At 33.0% G+C, this 17,506-nt stretch carries 13 protein-coding genes; all 13 read right to left on the minus strand.

The window, feature by feature from the left end:
- Positions 1-17: 17 nt before the first annotated feature.
- The 13 genes from D1818_RS08620 to D1818_RS08680 all read right to left on the minus strand — a co-directional run bounded on the left by D1818_RS08620 (position 18) and on the right by D1818_RS08680 (position 17,385).
- Entirely contained in the window at positions 18-1,643 is a 1,626-nt protein-coding gene (locus D1818_RS08620; protein ID WP_118457994.1) for an amidohydrolase, read from the minus strand.
- A 119-nt stretch (positions 1,644-1,762) separates the two neighbouring features.
- On the minus strand, positions 1,763-2,239 hold the full coding sequence (locus tag D1818_RS08625) for a hypothetical protein (protein ID WP_118457996.1): 477 nt from the start codon (positions 2,237-2,239) through the stop codon (positions 1,763-1,765).
- Between the two features lie 5 nt (positions 2,240-2,244).
- Positions 2,245-2,970 carry a murein L,D-transpeptidase family protein gene (locus D1818_RS08630; protein ID WP_118457998.1) on the minus strand — a complete coding sequence of 242 codons (726 nt, stop codon included), beginning with the start codon at positions 2,968-2,970 and terminating at the stop codon, positions 2,245-2,247.
- A 238-nt stretch (positions 2,971-3,208) separates the two neighbouring features.
- The gene (locus tag D1818_RS08635) at positions 3,209-3,757 is read right to left on the minus strand and encodes a carboxymuconolactone decarboxylase family protein (RefSeq protein WP_118458000.1); all 549 of its coding nucleotides are present in this window, start codon (positions 3,755-3,757) and stop codon (positions 3,209-3,211) included.
- A 72-nt stretch (positions 3,758-3,829) separates the two neighbouring features.
- Positions 3,830-4,393 (minus strand): TetR/AcrR family transcriptional regulator, encoded by a 564-nt coding sequence (locus D1818_RS08640; RefSeq protein ID WP_118458002.1) that lies wholly within the window; start codon positions 4,391-4,393, stop codon positions 3,830-3,832.
- A gap of 194 nt (positions 4,394-4,587) precedes the next feature.
- Positions 4,588-5,292, minus strand: a complete 705-nt coding sequence (locus D1818_RS08645) for an RluA family pseudouridine synthase (RefSeq protein WP_233558555.1) — start codon at positions 5,290-5,292, stop codon at positions 4,588-4,590.
- Positions 5,293-5,831: 539 nt separating this feature from the next.
- Entirely contained in the window at positions 5,832-7,541 is a 1,710-nt protein-coding gene (locus tag D1818_RS08650) for a serine hydrolase (RefSeq protein WP_118458006.1), read from the minus strand.
- A gap of 70 nt (positions 7,542-7,611) precedes the next feature.
- The gene (locus D1818_RS08655) at positions 7,612-8,424 is read right to left on the minus strand and encodes an AraC family transcriptional regulator (protein WP_118458008.1); all 813 of its coding nucleotides are present in this window, start codon (positions 8,422-8,424) and stop codon (positions 7,612-7,614) included.
- A gap of 307 nt (positions 8,425-8,731) precedes the next feature.
- Positions 8,732-9,316 (minus strand): SRPBCC family protein, encoded by a 585-nt coding sequence (locus tag D1818_RS08660; protein ID WP_118458010.1) that lies wholly within the window; start codon positions 9,314-9,316, stop codon positions 8,732-8,734.
- 188 nt (positions 9,317-9,504) lie between these two features.
- Positions 9,505-11,421: a DUF1963 domain-containing protein gene (locus tag D1818_RS08665; protein WP_118458012.1), complete on the minus strand. Its 1,917-nt coding sequence runs from the start codon at positions 11,419-11,421 to the stop codon at positions 9,505-9,507.
- A gap of 235 nt (positions 11,422-11,656) precedes the next feature.
- A complete protein-coding gene (locus D1818_RS25845; protein ID WP_120752441.1) occupies positions 11,657-12,469 on the minus strand; it encodes a M23 family metallopeptidase in 813 nt (270 codons plus the stop codon).
- A gap of 83 nt (positions 12,470-12,552) precedes the next feature.
- Positions 12,553-14,340 carry a TonB-dependent receptor gene (locus D1818_RS08675; RefSeq protein ID WP_233558557.1) on the minus strand — a complete coding sequence of 596 codons (1,788 nt, stop codon included), beginning with the start codon at positions 14,338-14,340 and terminating at the stop codon, positions 12,553-12,555.
- A gap of 24 nt (positions 14,341-14,364) precedes the next feature.
- On the minus strand, positions 14,365-17,385 hold the full coding sequence (locus D1818_RS08680; protein WP_118463618.1) for a tetratricopeptide repeat protein: 3,021 nt from the start codon (positions 17,383-17,385) through the stop codon (positions 14,365-14,367).
- Positions 17,386-17,506: the final 121 nt, after the last annotated feature.

Below are 17,506 nucleotides of genomic sequence, written 5' to 3' on the forward strand. Positions count from 1 at the left end.
ACTCCCACACTCACAAACTAGTATACTTTCTCTCCACCTAGGTAAGTAGCGTTAACTTTGATATTAGGAATTTTGTCTTCCTCGATTTCCATGATATTTTCTTCCAAGATCACAAAATCAGCAAATTTACCAGCAGTAATACTTCCCTTTTCGGTTTCTTCAAAATTACTATAGGCAGCCCAAATCGTCATTCCTTTTAAGGTTTCTTCTCTGGTTAAAGCGTCTTGTTTTTGGAAACCTCCTGCAGGATATTGTTTAAGATCTTTACGAGCTACTGCTGCATAAAATGTATAAAATGGACTTACATTTTCTACCGGATAATCAGTTCCTAAAGCAACTTTACCCGTTTTTTCTAATAATTGCTTGTACGCATACGCTCCCTTGATTCTTTTCTCTCCTAATCGTTCATCGGCCCAATACATATCACTTGTAGCATGCGTAGGTTGTACACTCATCACCAGATTATCATTAAGAAGATCAAATTCTTCTGGAGATACGACTTGTGCATGTTCCACACGCCATCTTCTGTCTGACTTATCTTTTAATACATCATAATAGGTATTGATCACCACAGCATTGGCAGAATCACCGATCGCATGTGTATTCATCTGAAAAGGAGAACCTGCTAATTTTCTAGCTAATTCCTTAAACTCATCAACACCGATCACCATTGCTCCGTGATGATTCTCTTTATCCGAGTATGGTTTTTTAAGCACTGCTCCTCTAGACCCCAACGCACCATCTGCATATACCTTAAAAGAAGACACATTTAATTTATCTGTTTTATGAACTCCATTTTTTAGGTAATGGTCCACATATGAAGGAACATTACTCACCATTGCATACATCCGGATTTTTAATTGATCTGTTTTTTGTAAACTATCTATAACAGCAATAACTTCTGGACTTAATCCTGCGTCATCAACAGTTGTTAATCCATAACTAAAGTTAATTTTTTCTGCATCTTTTAGTGCCGTCACTTGCTCTGTAATGGTAGGTTGTGGAAATATCGCTTCGACCATCTCCATTGGATTATCGATTAGTACTCCAGTTAATTTTCCATTTTTTTGTACAATCTCTCCTCCAGAGACTTTAGTGTCTACTGTTATCTTAGCTAGATCCAAAGCTGTTTGATTGACTAGCATCGCGTGACCATCTACTCTAGTCATAGCTACTGGAGTTTCTGGAAACAGACTATCTAACCTTTCTTTGGTTGGAAATTCCTTAATCTCCCAATCATTCTGATCCCAACCTCGACCGGTAATAAAAGGTACTTTTTTCTTTTTCTGAAAATCTACAATACGTGTCAGTACCTCATCATAACTAGTAGTCCCAACTAAGTCTACTTTTTGTTGCTGTAACCCAAGTCCATAGAAGTGACAATGTGCATCAATCAAACCGGGTACAATGGTTTTTCCTTCTGCATCGATCGAATCCGTAAACGTATATGTTTTGCTTACTTCTTCTAAACTACCTACTGCGATAAACTTATCATCCTTGACAACAAAAGCTTCTGCTTTGGCCTGACTATCATCTACCGTATAAATATTGGCATTAAAAACCAGCAGATCCGCTGTTTCTTTGGGTTGTTGACAAGAAATAAACAAAAGTGTACTAATTGTACCTAGAAGTACTTTTTTCATGATGTGTTGAGTTTGATTTGTGTTTGCCCTAAAATTAAAGATAAAAATGATGATATCAGGTTTTTATCAAATTCTTAACTTTTGTATACTTACCTATATAATTATTCTCTTAGATAAGTTTATAAATTAACCACTCTTTTAAAGATAATTGCTTCTGATCTATATACTATCATCACAACATTATCTCCATTTCGAGTATATTTCTCTGGATCACTTGTTGTTTGCCACTCCATTCTTCTTTTCTCAATTATTTCTTTCATCCACTTATCATCGTGATCCTCTGGTATGGTCTTGATCATTCCCTCAGTCCATTTTTTGATATCCGAAGAATCTATTTTAATTACAAACTTGTAATCCCAAGAAGAGGCTCCTGGAAGCGTGGTTCTGCTATTTGAGAATCCATTTACATTAAATAATTCGAATTCAGCATTCTTAAAATCGCTAAAAGATTTGATTTCATTTCTTAGAATTTCTACTCGTTCCGTTTTGGATTCATAATCATCACTGTCTAGTTTATTTGATTTTAACGTAGAGGAATCAAAACAACTATTAAACCCAATAGTTATTAATAAAAGTAAGAGAGTTAATTTCTTCATCTTAATTATATATAACCTGAACTAGGTAGTGTCTTTAATTCGTTATTTATTATTTCGTATAATTCATTTTCCCAATCTATTCCTTCGATTTTTGGGTAACTAGAATTTACTCTAAAATCTCTCGGGCTGATAATTACTTTAACACTATTGTTCATTGCTTTTTGTGTCAATAAAAAAACTTCTTCTATTGCCTCGTCTCCTATTGGAATGCAGCCAATTGTTACTGATTTTCCATGTATGAAAATATCTCCACCCATATCTGATATATCTGTCAATTTGGTTTTTGATTTATCAAACTCATTTGGATAACTAACCTTTATGGACAGATAGTATGAACTGTTAGGGTTTAAATACTCAACTTTATAAATCCCTTCTGGAATCTGTTTATCTCCTTCTTTTAATTTAGGTCCTAATTCACCACTAAAAGCTGTGAAAGGATATTCTTTTATTAATTTGATTCCATTATAATCTTTTGAATAAACTTGAAGTTTTCTTTCTTCTTTGAAAGCTACAATAATTATCTCTTTTGGGAAGTCCATTTTATAACCAGCTAAACCTAAGTTTTTTTCAAGTCGATCCCATACTTTTTCTTGAAAATCTTTGATTCTTGAATCAACAGTTTCTTTTCCTTTTACTTTATTCACAAATGGCATATAAATTGACCTTCCAATATTTAGAAATACAATGGTAATTACCATAAAACTTAATATTAAGATCAGTTTTTTCTTCATTTTTTTAAACGCTACCCAAAATACTAGTATAATGTATCAGTTATATTCCTTTTATACTTTCATTCTTGTTTATAAAAGTATAGATTTAATCGACTAGATTACTACAAACGAGTTCTAAAGAAACATAAATTTCTCAAATAAAAAAACCAGCAGTATATGTCTTGCTGGTTTTTAACGTATGATTCACTCTTCGAAAACACTTCGACAAGTTATTAATTATATCCGTTATTGTATTGAATTATTTACTCCAAGTAAATTTCTGAAATGGTTCATCAACGGGAGTATTAGCGATATGATTTGTATAATTACTCATCGTTTTCTGCGCTATTCCTAGAATGATATCTAAAACTTGACGTTCTCCATAACCAGCAGCATAAAAAGCTTCTAGTTCTGTATCAGAAATTCTACCTCGATTTCTAACAATGCTTAAGGTAGTATCTTTTAGGGCTTGTAATTTTTCATTTGGCATTGCTTCTCCATTTCTTAAAGCTTCCGATAATACAGGATCCACTTTCATCATATTTGCTATCGCTGTATGTGCAGGAACACAATAATGACATTCGTGTTCGACATTAATAGTTTGCCAAACTACTGTTAGTTCTTCTGCATTAAAAGATGAATTTGAAAAAAGTTCGTGTAATGTCTTGTAAGCCTTTAGAGCCTCAGGAGATCCAGCTAAAACGCCATGTAAACCTGGTAACATTCCGAAACTTTTTACGGATTGTTCTAATTGTGATTTGCTGCCTTCTGGAGCAGATTCGATTGTGTAAACTTTTAATGTACTCATGATTTTTAATTTTTATTATAATTATTGATTTTCAATAACTAAACGATCATTTAGTTATTATTTAAAAAAAAGTTATATGCTTTTAAAAATGTTTTCTATATAGTTATGTAGTTGCGTATCGTTAAATACTCGTGAAGCTGAAGCGAGTCCAAACATTGATATAATCAAATAATCCGCTTTTTCTTCTACTTCAGTACTATTAAAATTTTCTTCTTGTTTCAAATTGTTTGCAAATAAGCTTCTTATATTATTTGTGAATTTTGATAGTTCCTCTTTTATTTTTGGATTTGCGTTTTGAGATAACTCATTAGCAGCATTGGTTATCAAACACCCTTTTCTCAATGTAGCATCTTTTGAAAACTCTATAAAGTCATAGAAATATTGCTTTAAACCCTTAATACCATTTGAGGAAACTTTTAATTTCTCTGTAATCTCCTTTATTTTTTGTCTATAACATTTTATGCTTTCGAGGAACACTCCATCCTTATTTCCAAAACTAGCATATATAGAAAACTTATTAATACCCATTTCTTTCTCAAGCATTTGCATGGAAGTGGTCTCATAGCCTTCGCGCCAGAATAAAGCCATTGCTTTTTCTATCACTTGTTCCTCTATATATTGTTTTTTTCTTGCCATTATTTATAGTGACAAAACTAAACAATCGTTTAGAATTAAAAAAATTATAACATTTTTTTAATTCTTACAGTTGAAATTGAATAGGTTTTGACTTGCTAATTGAACTCAACACTATATATATCGCTAGTTGGCGCGTATTTTGTTATTTTAAAACCTCCATCATCATTTTGATGTTCATAAGTAAAAATCAAGTTCTACTCTATTTTAGAAGTAAAAATTTTCTCAAATCTTCGAATTGATTCATCTCTAAAACAGACTTTTTTATTTGTAAATGGATGTATAAAATCTAATGAATAGGCATGTAAATACAATCCTTTACCATTTAAAATAAGATGTTCTATTCCATAGTCTTTATCTCCTAGTATAGGATTCAATATACTGAGCAGGTGTTTACGTAATTGATGTCTTCTTCCCGTTTGAGGTTTCAATTTTACCAGGTTCAATCTTCCGAATCTCTTGGAGAAAACGGATTCGAGCACTTTATAATTCGATTGTGATTTCTTACCACCAATTTCTGAAGTAATTTTTCCTTCATCATTCATCTCCCCAATAGTAATTGCATAATATGTTTTCTCAATCTTTTTATCTTCAAACATTTTATTTAAAACACGAATACTACTACTCGTTTTTCCAACTAATAAAATACCGGTTGTTGCATAATCCAATCGATGCACAGGCTGCGGTTTCGTAGCATCAGGAAGATTACTCTGTTTAATGTTTTGAACTAATGCATTAGCAATTGTTTTAAAACTATTACCACTTACCAAAATACCCGCGGGTTTATGAATCACAGCTAAATGATCATCTTCAAATAAAACCGTAAGTGGAAAAACTAATCTATTATCTAAATTAACATCATCAGGAATACACAAGCTTATACGATCCCCACCATATATCATGGTAGCCGAAGTAGCAATTACATCATTAACCTTAATAAAATTTTTCTTTATTACTTTTTTTAATGCTGATTTCGTTAACGCTGCAATAAAAACACCAACACCATATTCTTGTAGTCGAATTGGAGAAGGTATCTCAGGAACAATATGAATTTCTTTTGGATAAATTATAATTATAGTTTACATATTCATAGGTAAAGGTATAACTATATCTATCGTTTATACTTGTTCTAAAAACATATTCTGAAGAAAGGTGAATTTCCTGAGCATTCGACAACCACTTCGACTACTCAACGTGACAGCTCACCCTTCGGGTCACCTCGGGGTTCGTGAAAATCAATGCAAAAGGACTGTACTTAGGTAAACTCAGCATTCGAAAAGCGGATGCACGAGGACTGAGGCTCTCGAAGTCCGATTCGTTATTCTGCTATTTTCACCCTTTGACTACACTCAGCGTGAAAATCAATGCAAGAGGACTATACTTCGATAAACTCAGCATTCGAAAAGCGGATACACGAGGACTGAGGCTCTCGAAGTCCGGTTTATTTAATGATTGCTGGAAGTACGTATCGCTCCAGAATATTCTCTGGTTGTTGTAGTAATTTTCGACTTCTATAATTTCCAGAAGTGATTACTACTACAGATTCCAACTCTGGAATAACACAAATATATTGTCCACCAGCACCTCTTGCTTCTATAGATGACACCTTCTTATCTCCTGCAGTATAGGTTTTATGCCACCATAGATATCCATATTCGTTTTTGTCTTTTACATCTTGTAGTCTTCGGTATTTTTTAAATGATGCAGCTATCCAACTTTCAGAAATGATTTGCTTTCCTTTCCACTTTCCTTTATCCAGATATAGTTGTCCAAATTTTAGCATATCCCTTGGTGTTAAATACATACCTCCCCCAAAATAAGGGGTTGTTGCCGTATTCTCTGTCTGGATGATGTAATTGGTAATTCCTAACGGAGCAAACAGCTTTTCTTCCATATATAACTCTAACGGAGATTGCAATTGCTGATCTAAACTTACACCCAATAAAAATGGATTGGCCGAACCATAATTAGCATGAGTTCCTGGCTCGTGAGTCATTTTTGCCTCAAGTGTTGTTTTTAACCAATTATCAGAACTCTGATAGTTATTCTCTGATGCATCACCATCCACATCTAATCCAGAACTCATTGTCAATAAATCTTCAAAGTTGATCTTAGATTTTAAAGGATCTTTTGTGTACTGAAATTCTTTAGGTATAAAATCATATAGTTTTTGATCTACGCCGGTTAGCATCTTATCATCAATGGCAATCCCAATCATAGCAGATGAAACACTTTTGGATGCTGATCGCTGATCGTGAGAAATATTAGGATTGTGTCCATCAAAATAGGCTTCAAAAATCAATTTACCCTCTTTGGCAATAAGAACACTGTGCGTATTAGGCAGTTCTTTCTTATTCACTTTATCAATCAACTTTGATAAAGAAGCCTTTGTAGCTCCAACATCAGTAGCACTGGCTGTGATCCAACCATCATTCAGCACTACTGGTTTGTTAACGTTTTGACTGTTAAGACCGCTTGGTCTTAAGGATGATAAATCAATATCAGAACGTTTAAAATTTGTAACCGTTACGGTTTGCTTACCTAATAAAATTTCTAACTTAATAGTATTTTCTAGAAGTTTAGCTCTAAATCTAAGTCCGGTTTTATAATCCCTAAATACAATAGCTTCTCCTTCTTTCTCACTACCATTAACCCAAGTTCCTGTGAATCGTTGATCACCAAAAAATGGATACATAGCAAGACTACCATCTTCATTATTTTCTACACCTAGATACATTCCTTGGGATTGCAGACTATCCACCATAAATATATTCCAAACACCACTATAAGTACCATCATTAGTCTTTTGTAAAATAACGTGATACATTAAAATTCCCGACTTTACAAATCCAGCGATTGCCGTTTTATCTTGGGAAAAAGAAAGATCAAAATGAATATCATCATCAATACTTCCCTTAAGACGTTTAGTATTGGTTATTACTAGTTTTTCTTTTATGGTCGTTTCAGAATTCATAATCATTAGCTCATACAAATTAGCTGATGACTCCTTTACAACGAGATTAAAATTTAAGGTATTTGCATTTGCTAGTTTTCCTTCCCAGTTCCCATCGTAGGTATTTGCCCCTTGTTGCGAACAACCTGTTAAAACGGATGCAAAAAGAAATACTATTGTCATTACATTTTTAAACATAGTTTTTTATACTTTTTATGAAAGTCAAAAATACTTTCTTACTCCTTCAAAAAATTGTATCAGATTAACATCATAAATTTTTATAAACATTTTTTCTGTAAAAACTAGGATTCATTTCAAAATAGGATTTAAACACACGATTAAAATGACTTTGATCTGAAAAGCCTGCTTGATATGCAATTTCCGTTAGTGAATTTGACGAATCCAACATCAGGGGAATGGCTTTTTTAATTTTATGCTGTCTTATATATTCACCTAAACTGGTGGAAAGGTATTTTGGTGCAGATCTGGATATATGTACCGGATGGACATCCAATTGATCAGAAAGATACTGAAGACTCAACTCCGAGGTGTCATAATGTAACAATTCTTGTAATTTAATAATCCAATTAGGAATATTCTTGAAGTCATTTTCTTTAATCTCTCCTAACGCTTCACTGATTTGTAACAATAATAGCTCTACCGAAACCTCACTATACTTATCCGACAATATAAATTCGTGATATAGTTTTGCAAAAAGAAAATGTATCCTAGGGTTTTCAATTAATTGACTTCCTTCTAAGAGATTGATATTTATCCCTTTGTTTTGTAACCAATCTTGCTGAAATTCTAAATGAAATCCACTTGCATTTTCAGAATGTTTAGAACCATAATGTGCTTCTTGCCAATTATTAAACATAATACTTCCTGATGGACACAAAGTTTTTACCTTGGAATTACAATCCATCATATTACCTTGTAGCACAAACATGAAATAAGGGTTCTCATGATAATGCCAGGCTGTTTTTTCTACTGTGTACTTGTATTGAGATAACAGAATGCCATTAAAGGAAACTTCCGAGTTTTGTTTTCCATAATATGTTCCCTCCTTTAATATTTTCATTCGTTCTTAGGGTTGCTCTGAAAATCTAATATAAAAATTCTGTGAATTTCTAAGATAGCAAATTACATTGAATTCAAGGTTTAATAAGAAAGAAGAGTAGATTAAATTACCTGTTAGCCTAGTTATCTTAGTTTTCACCTCCTTTCTGCTACCTCCTCTAAAGGCTCATTGCTACAGCTTAGGATTCGTTATTCCCGATGACTGTACTTCAGCAAGAATTCGCGTAATGGAATTCCGATTAGTCACCATTCGCGAGCCTCTGGATTCAGGAAACAAGAGGATTGACGTAGTCGAAATCCGGGTCCGTTTACTCCTTAACAGAAACTGTTGTGGTATCAATTACAGTTTCTGGTACTGCTTCAGGAAAATAGTTTTTGGTGTTTTCTTCAATTATTTTTTTAAGGTTATTTAAGTTTTTATCCTCTTGTTCCTTCATAGAACCCGACATAAAAGAAATCAAGGATTTTGCAAAAATACCATTCCCCATTGTGGTTGATTTAGAAGAGATCGTAGTCTTTCCGTCTTTTTCTTTAAAAAGCATTTCATAATCCATATCCATAAAATCCATAGTAAAGGTCATCGCCATATGTTCGTTGGGCTTCACAGCTGTGATCGTTTCTTCCATCATCATTTCATCACCGTTTTCTTCTACATATACCTTAGACACTGCTCCAACTGTGTTTTCCATACCGCTTACTAATTCGGTTCTTTTAAATCCTTCAATCCATTTTGGCAAATTAGATTCGTCAGACATCACTGCCCAGGATTCATTGGCAGGTTTGCTGACTACTATTTCATTTTCATAAGACACTGATGGTGTTAACATTCCTTTTCCAAAGAATATAAGTGCGAGTATTATAATTAAAAACAGTAAATACTTTAAATATTTCATGATTAAGAAGTTTTGTCTTCATATAAATTTAATAATTTTTTCTGATAAAACTGAACTACATTGACTTCAAACAAAAAATCAACAAAACGTATTTCACTGGTTTTTAGTGTATAAAAACCTATATTAATTAGAATATCTTCCTTAGACAGGTTACACGTCTCATTCTGAAAACATAAAAAAATAAATCTTCAACTACTTTCTATACTTGCGCTAATCTTAGAAAAGTCTTTAATTGCCAGGTCTTTTTTATGAATACAATAGGTTAATGTACCTGCATCCCAAAAACTAAATTCATCAACACTTTCCATGTTTAATAAAACTACCCATTCTGTTGGTTCTCCACCAAATTTAGCAGCTGCAATTTCTTGTGGCGATTCGTGCTGAGTAAATACAGAGCTATGTATACTATGCGTTGTTAACTTTACGTAATCGCTATCTAATGCTAAAGGAGTATCAATACTGTCTTCTAACTGCTCCATATACTCTTCGAAGAATTCTATTCTTCTATTGGCTTCGTCTGTGTCTTCGCCTTCCCATAAACTAGCATATTTAGGATAGCGTTCTGTACCATGATTAAAGGAGTTATAAAAAACAGGAACACTAATAGCATTTCGAAAAGTAACAGCCACTGCACTTCTAGGACAACTATCAAAATTATTATCGGTAAACTCTGTATTTTCGCTATATTCAAATCGTACTAATTCTTTGATATTTTCAGCATATAAAACTATTGGATTTTGTGCATACTCTTCATCATTTATAAAAAAATAGAGCATCCCTTTTCTAGGTAGATATTGTTGATATGCTGCAATCTCTTTACAATTAATTTGCGCGTGAAAAATATACAATAATCCATTTTTATTTGCTGGATGTTCCCAGTCCTTCGGCAAATCTGGACCACCTCCTACTTTTGAGACTCCAATCGGGATTTCTTTTTGTTCAGTATTTAGTACAAGATAAGTGGCCAAAGTACTATAATCCAGAATCAAATTCTTGTACTCCTTCAATTCAGGAATTTTTAGTATCAATTTTTCTAACTCCGCTTTTTGTTCTGGGTACTGTGATAGATCATAAAGTATTTCATCAATTTCTAATGGATTATCACTTTTGTAGCCTATCTCCTGATACAATTTTATATGCTTCCGATCTATTTTTACATTATAGATATTCGTTAGATTTTTAGGAAGTTTTTTAAATTCATTACCAATGACATTTAGCTCTTTCAGGCTTGGCATCAAACCAATATTCTTTGGTAAGTCTATAAGTTGATTATACTCAAAGCTTATAAGAGAAAGTTTCGAAAGATTACAAATAGTATCTGGAAGTAAACGAAGATAAGCTGATCGAATCGTCAATTCTTCAAGCTTTTGCAATTGATCTATTTTTTCTGAAATTTCGTCTATATCACTACTATAAATCTGAATAGTATGCAGCTCTTTGAGCTCAAAAAAAGAATCTGGTAAAGTACTAAAACTACTTTGTGCTTGTCCACCAATCCAAAGATTTTCTAAATTTTTAAAAGCAAGTATTTCTTCAGGAAATTTGGTAAAAACTCCTTTTCCAATACTAAGGCTATACACATCTAGTGGGTTTTCATCTCGTGCTTGTTCAAGAGTATATTGCTTTCTTTTAGGAAGTAAAGGTTTAGGATCAAAACATTTTAAAACTTCAATGGGAATACCAGGTTTTTTTTCATCGAACTCACTTTTTAGTTCTCCTTTTATATGAACATAACCTTCTTGTAAATCTATGATACCATGGAATTTCACTCTTTCAGGAAAACCATATACTTCAAAACCATTTAAATTTTCACTGTAAGGGCATTTAATCTGGGTATTATAAGTTCCTGTTTCTACCTCCAAATCGCTATAAGTAACCATTCGTAAATAGTCAATATTTCGTAGATTATCGTAATAAGGATCACTTAAAAAATCATTATGCATGTCGTCCGCAATCTCTAAAGCAGGAGTTAACAGACTAATTCTCAATTTACCTTTTCTAATAATTACTTCAGTATTTAAGGAACCTCTGGTAAACATTGTCCCTTCTGTCGAATGATTTGCAAATCCAACATCTATATTATTTATTTTGAAATACTCTTGCATATATTTAGAAATTAATTATGAACACACTCCTATCATTCGGTTAGATTATAGAGTTTATTTAAGAACAACAATCCAAGTATTAATTTTATCTTCTAACAGTGCTAATAAAACACAACCTATTTATAATACTTCACTATGAAACTTCCGGATATCGAATTGTATAGGTGATTGAGGTTTTTTTAATACAAAGGTTGTGATTTTTATATAACCAACCATCACAAAAAGTCCTCGAGAATTAATAGCTTTTAGAATACTTTTTCTTTTCTTCTAACTGAGTTATTTGTTTACCGTTACCTACTAAAAACTTTGTAGGTAGTGTTTCTCTATCTCTAAATCGTTGTAGAAATACAATGAAATGTAAATGTGGCCCAGTTGACCACCCTACATTACCGCTGTATCCAATATGCTGACCTTTTTCTATCATTTCTCCAGGTTGTACTTTAGCGCCACCTTTTTTAATATGTGTATATTCTGCAAAAGTTCCATCAGAGTGATATACTAATATGTAATTATTAAACTTGGCACAATCCTGTTCCGTACAGGTTTTATTAAAGCTTTGTTCTACCAATACTACTTTTCCATCTCTTGCAGCATATATAGCAGTTCCTATCGGCATTTTAAAATCCAAGGCATATTCGTTATGGTGAGAGACCGTACCATTATATCCTTGTGTCACCATATACTCTGCTCCTTTCTTAAAAGGTAAGTGATATGCATAATCCTTATCGAAAGAAGTCTGTAAATGATTGCCGTGATTATATCGCACACTAAATCCCAGTCTCAACGCTTTTCTTCTGTCTATAACGGTAAGATCAGCTATGTAAAATTTAGTAGTCTGCGCTGGCACTTCTATAATCTTAATATCACCAATACTGGATGAAAGATTCTCTATTTTAAAATCAATCTCTACAGAAACTGGACAAAACTCACCATTATTTGCATAGATTTTATATCCATTCTCATTTTCCTCATAATACACCTTGAAATTTTCTTGTGCAAAAGTGGATATCGATAGCAGACTGCATATCCAAATGATAACCTTGTTCATATTCAATTAATTTCCAATTACTAGAATAAAATACAGTTTTTTTAGTATATAATTCCTAATCAGAAATGTTTTAACTAAATCTCTTAATAATTAAACTTGTATGTTACACCCCCTAATACTTGTATTCCCTGTACAGGAAAATTAGACCAACGCTCGTAGTTTTCGCCAGCTAGGTTGTTTCCTTTTACAAAAACAGACAGTTTATCATTAAATCGATATCCTAGATTTACATTCGCATCAAAATAACTATCTAAGGTTATTGTAGCTTCTGGAGTTGGTGGCGAAAAAGTAACAGCTGTATTAATATCTTTTCGTTCTCCTACATAAAACAGTTGTGCACCTGCAAACCATTGCTCTGTAATCTGGTAATCTAGTAAAGTAGCTACTTTTAGGTCTGGTAAATTCCAAGCCTCTTGTTCATCTTCGGTGTTATAACTAAAATATTCTGCAGATACTCCCAATTTAAATTTCTTATTGATATTAAAATTTAATTCTCCATATCCACTCAATGTCAAAATATCATCATATCGATATGAAAAGGAATTACCAAAATCATACCCTTCTAATTGTAATATTTCTGGTCTATTGTTTACAAACAAAGCCTTATCATTTTCAGAAGCATAACCACCTCTAAAATTATAACTCACTACATCGGAGATTTTACCTTTTAACCCTACATAGGCATCAAATTGATTGTGTGTAGTAGTTAAAAATAAGGTAGGCGACACATACGGATTGGCTTGTACTGCGTCTCTATAGGTGTTTTGCTTTAAACCTCCTTCTAAACCACCGTATGCAATCACAGCTTCATCCAATAATCTATAAGAAGCTGTAACTTTAGGATAGATAAAAAAGTCATTATCATTATTCTGACTGTCTATACTGTAAAAAACGGATGCTCCAAGATTCAATGTCAAATTATCTCTTAGCACTACTAAACTTGGTTGAATCCCTAAATTAAGAATACTAAAGTCATTAGGTGTCTGTAGTGCAAAATCCAGTGGTCTATCAAAACTTCCTCCTAGATAATCAATAATAAAATCTGTAGTGATCAATTCGTCTGCAACTTCAAACTCGAATGTTGGGGTAAAAACAGCATGATGTTCTGCTGTACTCAAAGCATCTCCAAAATATCGATAATTTAAAGAAGCTCTTTTAAAATATAAATCATCAAACTGCAATTTCCCCCCCAACTTGGCCCCAAAATAATTCTGTTGAGGGTCAATTGCATCAATTTCTGTTTGTGTCAATGCAGGAGTTTCTGGCAAGCCATACCAATTATATAATTGATGCTCTGCTCCTACTTCTATTCCGTATGTGAAATCTTTAGTACGTGATGTATAATTAAGATCTAAGAATGTATTATAGAACTTATCATCTAGTTCTATATCTTTTATTCCTCCTTGAGAAGAGTTATGATGTAAATACAATCCAACATTATCCGTGCGATTTATTTGAAAATTACTATAAAACTCTGCCAGTACAGAAGTGAAATTACCAAATCCTAAAGTCGCATAATTATCATATAACGGTATTTTTTTTGGTCGATCTATATTAGCTGCTCTACCTTTCTCTGGAGTAAATGTGGATGCTACAGGAACTGAAAAAATACTATATCGTAATTGCTTTTTCTTTTGAGTAACAGAATCATTTAGTATCGGTGTAGATTTCACCTTAAACGCATCACTTATTGTTGGTGTATACGTCTTTACAATAACCACTCGTTCGGTTTCTATAGTTTCTTCTTCTTTTTCCTGTGCAAAAGTATTACCCAATATTGTAACACTTAGACATAAAAATGATATTACTTTAGACCTCACACGTCCCATAGAATCGTGAGGACTTCTTAATTTCTTGATATATCTCGACATAAATATCTTAGCGTTTATAACTGATTATTGTTGTTCGGTTTGGATGGATGAATTTGTTTTAGCTTCTTCAGCTTTGATTTTTTTGAGTTCGGATCGTGCTTCCTCAATCACATCTTGATAATCAGTGAAGTTTTTGATAACACTTTCTAAAATATATGTAGCCTGATAGGCGTCTTCTAATCCATAGAAGTTTTTAGCCATTAGGACAAGACCTTTGGCTCCATATAATTTATATCCCGAAAAATCTTTGGCTAGTTTTTGTACTGTTTCATTTGATGCTTTATAACTCCCTGCTTTGTTTTTAAAATACGCATCATAATACAAAGCTTCTGCGGCTAACTCTCCAGTAGCTATTTTTCTAACTTCTGCATATGCCCTTTTCGCTCTAGCATCATCCGCAGTTTGTAATGCTGCACGTGCAATAAAAACCTGTGCATCACTTTTTACATCATTTTGGATTTTTGGATTATCCAATACTTTTTCTGCATACGCTATGGTTTCCCGATAGTGTACTAATTGATAATGTGATTTCATCAGATTAGATTGTGCAAATACAATATTCTGGGGAAAATCAGCAGCTATTTCTAAACGTTCTAACACAGGAATAGCCTTATCGTAATTACGATTCTCCAGATGGATCTGGGATAATCTTGCTAATGCTTGTTCTGTGAATTCTGTCCTATCTTTTTGTAACACATATTCATAATGTGGAATCGTAGCTTGCTTATCTCCTTTTTTGAAGAATAATTGTGCTAAATAGAAATGGCTCTTCAAGGCATGAAGGCCATTTGGAAATTCATCCAGATATTTCTGAAATCCAGTAATAGCTTTACTGTCATTATTCTCTAAGTACTGTTTTTCTGCGGCTTCATAGGATGTATTATCTAGATCTGCATCCGTAACATCCACAAAGCTTAACCCTTTTACCCAACTAGAATATTCATCGGTTCTTCCTAAATCTACGTAGATCAATCTAGCTGTATTTACCGCTTGTACAGCCTCATCAGTTCCTGGATAATCTGCAACTACTCTTTTAAATTTTGTCAATGCTCTATTCCCTTGATCTCCATTATAATAGATCAATCCTTGTTTTAACAAAGCTTTTGGAACATAAGAGCTATTAGGTACTTCTTTAACCAATCGATCATAGGCGGCAATACCTTTTTGGGTTTGATTTTCTGCTATGTAAGTGTTTCCTAAAGCAAACATGGCATCATCGCGATAAGTAGATCGCGTATATTGTTTGATAAACATCTCTAGATCACTTATTTTTTTACCATTTTTTTTGACAAAACCATAACTAATGGCTTTCTGATAATGTGCATAGTCGGAATCTGGTCCGCCATTTTTGATAGCCTTATTATACGCTTCCATAGCTGGCCAATACTTACTAGATATAAAATGACTATCTCCTAATCGCAGATATGTATCTGTCAATCGTATTTCATCAACACCTCTTTTCTTAGAATAGATATCAAAGAAATCGGCAGCTTGTGGGTATTGTTTTAGTTTAAAATATGTATATCCTATATTATAATCTATTTCGCCATATTCGTTAGTTGTGGAAGCTCTTTCATTTCCTTTAAACTGTTTGAAACCAATTAGCGCTTCTTCAAAATTATTCTGTAGATAATCACATTCTGATTTCCAATAAATAGCTTTTGCTGTAAATTTCGGATCCGTTTGTTGCGCCAAAGATTTATCAAAATATACTTTAGCATCTGTATAATTCCCTTCATTATAAAGTTCTATCCCTCGAAAATAAGCTACTTTTTGATATACCACTTTATCATTAAAATTACGACTCCCTTCTAATAAGTCCATAGCCTCCTTATAATTCTTAGATGTGATATATGAACTGATTAACAATTCCTGTATCTCTTCTTTGAATTCAGAATTGGGATAGGCTTCTACGTAGGATAATAAAACTTTAGGTGTACTTTCATATGAATTACCAATCTCATAACTCAACTTAGCATAATTATATAATGCATCTTCTTTAATCTTCGCTTCAAAATCCATTTCCGATGCATTCTTAAAGGCGTTCAGCGCTTGTTGTTTTTGATCTGTTCTTAAATAAGATTCTGCTAGATGATAATAAGCATTCTGAGCAGTAGCATTTCGACCATCAACAATTTTATTAAATTCTGAGATTGCATTGGTATAATCACCTCCTTTATAATAAGCATATCCTAACTGGTAATAATCGGTATTGTTCCATTTCCCTTTTCGGCCTTTGTAAGCTTTCAGATGTGGTATCGCCTTATCATATTGACCAAGATTAAAATAACTCTCACCAATAATTTTATTCAATTCTGATTTTTCTGAAGGTTTAGATTTAGAAAGCTGTCCTAATCCATCATTGATAGCATCCTCGAATTTTCCAGATTTAAAATTCATATCACTCTGGAAATACGATAAATTCTTATTGTATTTATCTAAATCCTTTACCTCATCAAACAGTTTATCTGCCTCTTGATAATTATCTCCTTCGTAAGCTATAAAACCAAGGTAATATTTTGCCTGAGCACCGTATTTATCCGTCTCTTCAACTTTGGTTAAGAACTTTTTCGCTTCATTAAATCGCTGAATTTTAAAATACGCATAGCCGTTATTAAAGTTAAACTTTTCTTTTTCAGAACGGCTCATATTGCCCTCATCTACCTTATCGTACCATTTACGGGCATAGGCATATTTACCATTATCAAAATAATAATTGGCTACATCAAGATATGCTGCATTACGTTTAATACTGGTAGGATATTGTACCACAAACTCTTCCATCAATGCATCCGCTCCTTTTTGATTAAGCCATACGGCGCAATTCGCTATGTAATAAGTACATTCTGCATCAATATTTTCGTCATCTACGGCGTCTCTAACTTTATCAAACAAATTCTGAGCTGCCAGAAACTGCTTATTATTATAAAGTTCTAAAGCCTGATTATACAGTACTAATTCGTTAGTGTAAATTGCTGATTGCTGCGCAGAAATCTTCGAAGATAGGATCGCAACAAAAAGCATCAAAGTGATGTATTTGTTCATGTAAATATTTCTTTCAAAGTTTAGATTCTGGATTATACCAGAATACCAGTTTAATAGAAATTTCAAGGTTTTCCTTGACCAATTTTTCTTAAAGTAAATATCGCTTCCCGTGAATAAATTT

The organism is Aquimarina sp. BL5, assembly GCF_003443675.1.
Lineage (GTDB): Bacteria > Bacteroidota > Bacteroidia > Flavobacteriales > Flavobacteriaceae > Aquimarina.